This is a genomic window from Polaromonas sp., from assembly GCF_030682935.1.
GTDB lineage: Bacteria > Pseudomonadota > Gammaproteobacteria > Burkholderiales > Burkholderiaceae_C > Polaromonas.
The window spans coordinates 1-3,068 of the sequence record NZ_JAUXNA010000054.1; the positions used below are offsets into that span (position 1 = coordinate 1).

Below are 3,068 nucleotides of genomic sequence, written 5' to 3' on the forward strand. Positions count from 1 at the left end.
AAATCGTCATCGGGTGTCACCCAACGCTCACGGCGAAAACTCGGCGCCTCGCCCAGGTAGCGTTTCGAGCGCAATGCGGCCCAAATCGTCTGCAAATTGCCGCCTGGAAGCCACCAGGGCGCCACATAATTCATCGCCAAAACACCTGTCAGTGCAGGACAGGCGGCGTCTCCGACACCTCATGCATCTCGCTTGGCGTGCCGGGGCTGGCATGGTGGGCCACCATACGCCAGCCTTGCGCCGTCAAGTGGTAAACGTTCGTGGCGATCACATAGGCGTGGCGCGGACCTTCTTCCGTCAGCACTTCAATACGCTCCAGCACGTTGTGCACACTGGCGCTCATCGCGTCAATTTTGCGCATTTTTTCAGGAAAGGCCCGAATGGTGCCGTTGGAAAACATCGTATCGAAGGTGCTGCGTATGGCGGCAGGGCCGACCAGACGCCCGCCCCCCGGATGCACGCAGACGATATCGTCCTCATCGCCCCAGCAGGCCATGAGCTTGTCGATGTCGCCACTTTGCAGCGCTTCGTAAAAAGCCGCCTCAATGTCATCAGCGTTGCCGTTGCCGGCAGGCGGGAGTTTGGGTTTAGCCATAGGTCCATCAGGTTGAGTCAAAAAAACAGGCGAGTCGATCTGGGAACACGCCGAGATGCCGCTTGTATGGTGCCCTTCAAGGTGCTGAGATGTCAGATTTAACTATGTTAGTGTTAGGGCTTGCATTTTGGAGGCTTTGTCATGAATTCCCGTTTATTTAGTTTAGCCCTCGCCGCCATGTTGAGTCTGGCGCTGACCGGTTGTGGCTACAACGATTTCCAGCGGCTAGACGAGCAGACCAAGTCTGCCTGGTCTGAAGTGCTGAACCAGTACCAGCGCCGTGCGGACCTGGTGCCCAATATCGTGGCGACGGTCAAGGGCGAAGCCGCCTTTGAGCAAGAGACGCTGACCAAGGTCATTGAAGCGCGCGCCAAGGCCACGTCGATTCAAGTGACGCCCGAGACGCTGAATGATCCTGCCGCTTTCAACAAGTTTCAGGCAGCCCAGGGCGAGCTGGGCAGTGCGCTGAGCCGGCTCATGGTGGTGAGTGAGCGATACCCTGACCTCAAGGCCAACAAGGGTTTCAGCGATTTACGGGTGCAACTCGAAGGCACGGAAAACCGCATCACGGTCGCGCGCAACCGGTATATCCAGTCGGTCCAGGAATACAACGTGCTGACGCGCAGTTTTCCCAGCAACCTGACGGCGATGGTGTTCAGCTACAAAGTCAAACCCAGCTTCGCAGTGCAGAACGAGGCGCAGATTTCCGCGCCGCCGGTGGTCGACTTCAACAAGAAATAAGCGGTACATCACGTTGACCTTGGGCTACCTTTCCCGCTGGATGCCATTGCGCTGGGCCGCTCTGTTGCTCGCCGTCTGGCTGCCGTTGGCCGCTTTGGCGCAGGGTGTGCAAGCAGTGCCGCCCCTGACAGCCCATGTCATGGACCAGACCGGCACCCTGAATCCGGCGCAGCTGCAGGCACTTGAGGCCAAGCTGGCGGCATTCGAGCAGGCGCGCGGCGCCCAGGTGGTGGTGCTGATGCTGCCCACCACGGCGCCCGAAGACATTGCCGCCTATGCGCAGCGGGTGGGCGACAGCTGGAAAATCGGGCGCAAGGCGGTCGGCGACGGCTTGCTGCTGGTCGTGGCCAAAAACGACCGCCAGGTTCGCATTGAAACGACCAAGGCACTGGAAGGCGCCATTCCCGATCTGGCTGCGCGCCAGATCATTGACAGCGCCCTCACGCCGCGCTTCAAGCAAGGCGATTTCGCCGGAGGGTTGGACGCGGCGGCTGACCAGATCATCGCGCTGATCAGCGGTGAAAACCTGCCTGCGCCGGAAAGTACCCGCGCCAGGTCCCAAAACGCCAAGGGCTTTAACTGGATGGACCTGGCCGTCTTCCTGTTTTTTGCGGTGCCGGTTGGAGGCCGCGTAATTTCAAGTGTGGTCGGACGCAAGGCGGGCTCGGTGATTACCGGCGGCGCCGTCGGTTTGCTGGCCTGGATTTTCACGAGCAGCCTGGTGATAGCGGGTATCGCGGCCCTGGCGGGTGTGGTGTTTGCCCTGTTTTCAAGCCTGGGTGCCTTGGCACGTGGCGGCAGGTCTTCAGGCTGGGGCGGCATGGGAGGCGACCGCGGTGGTCCGTGGGGTGGTAGTGGCGGCGGAGGCGGATTTAGCAGCGGTGGCGGCGGAAATTTCGGCGGTGGCGGCGCGTCCGGTCGCTGGTAAGTCTGATGATAAAAAAGCTGAAACTCTTTGCCAAACATCTGTGGCTGGACGCCTCCGACACCCAGCGGGCCATCCCGCCGGCCCTGCTGGAGCGCTTGGCACGGCGCGTTGCGGCCAGCGAGCAGCGCCACAGCGGCGAGATACGCATTTGCGTGGAATCGTCGCTGCCCCTCAGCGATCTGTGGCGGCTCAACGCGCAAACCTCCATCGTTGAATTGACGCGGCAGCGCGCTGTGTCGATGTTTGGCAGCTTGCGGGTTTGGGACACCGAGCAGAACAACGGCGTGCTGATTTATGTCCTGCTGGCCGAGCACGCGATTGAAATTGTGGCGGACCGTGGCCTGGCGCGGCATGTAGCCCCGGCGCAGTGGCGGGCTATGGTGGCCCATATGGCCGAGGCATTTCAGGGCAAACGCTACGAGGACGGGCTGACGCAGGCGCTAGAGGAAGCCTCGGCCGTGCTGATGAAACACTTTGCGGTGGACCACACCCAAGCCATGCAGCCGCCAGTTGTTAACGAATTGCCCGATACCCCCCTGCTGCGGTAGCGGCTGGACAGGCGCTCGCATACGCACCGATCCCCCTCGGCATCCTCGGTAAAAGTGCCCGTCAAGTCAAGCGGCAAACAACGCATCACCGCATCCATAAAAAAAGCCCCGGCGTTGCTGCAGGGGCTTGATGGGCTGTCCGAATCCGGCGTATCCGCTGGGCCCGGTCAACACCGAAGGTTATTTTTTCTGCCGGTACTTGCGTAGCGCGGCAATCTGGGCGGCCATCACCAGGAGTTCAGACTGCGCCAGGGCG

The 3,068-nt window shown here is 61.2% G+C and carries 4 protein-coding genes and 1 pseudogene; 3 read left to right on the top strand and 2 right to left on the bottom strand.

Translation table 11 applies throughout. The annotated features are described in order from the left end of the window. Positions 1-148: 148 nt before the first annotated feature. Entirely contained in the window at positions 149-595 is a 447-nt protein-coding gene (locus Q8K05_RS01845) for a nuclear transport factor 2 family protein (RefSeq protein WP_305244841.1), read from the bottom strand. A 141-nt stretch (positions 596-736) separates the two neighbouring features. Between Q8K05_RS01845 and Q8K05_RS01850 the strand changes: the two genes are divergently transcribed. The 3 genes from Q8K05_RS01850 to Q8K05_RS01860 are packed head-to-tail and all read left to right on the top strand — an operon-like array spanning position 737 to position 2,812. Further along, entirely contained in the window at positions 737-1,336 is a 600-nt protein-coding gene (locus tag Q8K05_RS01850; RefSeq protein ID WP_305244842.1) for a LemA family protein, read from the top strand. A 40-nt stretch (positions 1,337-1,376) separates the two neighbouring features. Further along, a complete protein-coding gene (locus tag Q8K05_RS01855) occupies positions 1,377-2,264 on the top strand; it encodes a YgcG family protein (RefSeq protein ID WP_305244844.1) in 888 nt (295 codons plus the stop codon). Between the two features lie 5 nt (positions 2,265-2,269). Beyond that, positions 2,270-2,812 (top strand): TPM domain-containing protein, encoded by a 543-nt coding sequence (locus tag Q8K05_RS01860; protein ID WP_305244843.1) that lies wholly within the window; start codon positions 2,270-2,272, stop codon positions 2,810-2,812. A 180-nt stretch (positions 2,813-2,992) separates the two neighbouring features. Here the strand turns inward: Q8K05_RS01860 and Q8K05_RS01865 are convergent. After that, a pseudogene (locus Q8K05_RS01865) lies at positions 2,993-3,068 on the bottom strand (F0F1 ATP synthase subunit epsilon); the annotation flags it as partial.

Coding starts and splice junctions, on each gene's coding strand:
- Q8K05_RS01850 (WP_305244842.1), top strand. CDS start 737: ATGAATTCCCGTTTATTTAGTTTAGCCCTCGCCGCCATGTTGAGTCTG.
- Q8K05_RS01855 (WP_305244844.1), top strand. CDS start 1,377: ATGCCATTGCGCTGGGCCGCTCTGTTGCTCGCCGTCTGGCTGCCGTTG.
- Q8K05_RS01860 (WP_305244843.1), top strand. CDS start 2,270: ATGATAAAAAAGCTGAAACTCTTTGCCAAACATCTGTGGCTGGACGCC.
- Q8K05_RS01845 (WP_305244841.1), bottom strand. CDS start 595: ATGGCTAAACCCAAACTCCCGCCTGCCGGCAACGGCAACGCTGATGAC.